We start from the raw sequence: 1,327 nt of genomic DNA on the forward strand, positions 1-1,327 counted from the left end.
TTAGTGAAGAGGTTTTATTTATTTTTAGTTTTGAAATGGCTAGTGTATTTTTGAGAATGTGATTAGTTCTTTCTGTAATTGTTCTAATTTTATAGAGTCTTGTCCATTCATTTGAATCACGAGGAATAGGGCAATTCAATCTAAGTTCCTTATTGATGGTTGGATGATAAATCCTTCCGCAAGGAGACGTTGTGCATGGTGCTTCGCAGGAGAGAATGTATTTTGTTGTTTTATTTTCATTAATCTTTTTAGATTTTGGACATAACCACTTGATTCTCATAGCACGTCCCTTTTCTCTAGTTATACCATCAAACTTCATAGGGAGGCTAGGATCCTTCGGACATAAAGGAGTGCCATCATCAGTAAAGCCGCTAGGCAGTGGCAAAGAAGAAGAGTTACGAGAATTAATAGGTATTATTGGAACTATGCTACAATCCTTAGTTAAATATTTATAATTATCATCACAATCATAAGCAGCATCACCAAGAAAGAAATTATATTTAAAGTCCTGGTGAATAGAAAAATAACGTCTCATTATGGGAATTAAAGTTTTTGAATCATAATCATCTTTAGCACTTTCAGCTGTATCATGATTTTGAAAATCCATAACTTGAGAGTCGTTAAAATCAATGTGTCTAACGATACCAAGGCCATTAACTAATGTAGTTGCTTTTAATGCGTAGCAATAATGACCATTGATGTATGAAAGCTTGATTTCATCGTTAGCATAGGTTGACTTAGGCATTTTACTACAAGCAAATATGTATGGATTTATGTCTGGATTAGACCTTTTAGCTGTCTTACCGATATTTAAGATAGATTCGAAGAATTTGGGATTATTTTCTTTAGTGTAAGCTTTGATTCCAGTAGTATCAGCAATTATTATTTTAGATAAATCAGAGTTTAGTTTTTTACAAATAGGCTCTGTTAGATCAACTAAATAATTAAAAAAATCATGAATATGGTTAAGAAAAGTAGATTTAAATCTAGAAAATTGCGATTCATGAGGGACAGTAGAAAACTCACAAAGAGATAACAATTCACTAGATAAATTAAGTATATTAATAAATTGTTTAGTTTCAGAGATACCAAGTATCTTTTGAACTATTAATGCGGTTAGCATTGAGGATAAAGAATACTCTCTAGGATGGCCAGTTGAAGAATAGTAGGCATTATAAAAAGTTTGAGGTATCAGTAATTTCATATTAATGTGCTTCTCAAATATTTTTATAAATTTAGGTTTATCTTCCTGAAAATAGTCTGCGACCTCTTCATAAATGTCAGAGAGTAAAAGTTGATTTTTTAATTGAATCATAAAGGACTCCTC

At 31.3% G+C, this 1,327-nt stretch carries 1 protein-coding gene; it reads right to left on the reverse strand.

Annotated features, from left to right (window positions below; genetic code table 11):
* On the reverse strand, positions 1-1,315 hold a 1,315-nt coding region (locus tag IO99_RS18025; protein ID WP_051824316.1), incomplete at its 3' end, for a transposase.
* Between the last annotated feature and the right edge of the window lie 12 nt (positions 1,316-1,327).

This window comes from Clostridium sulfidigenes (assembly GCF_000732635.1).
Lineage (GTDB): Bacteria > Bacillota > Clostridia > Clostridiales > Clostridiaceae > Clostridium_J > Clostridium_J sulfidigenes.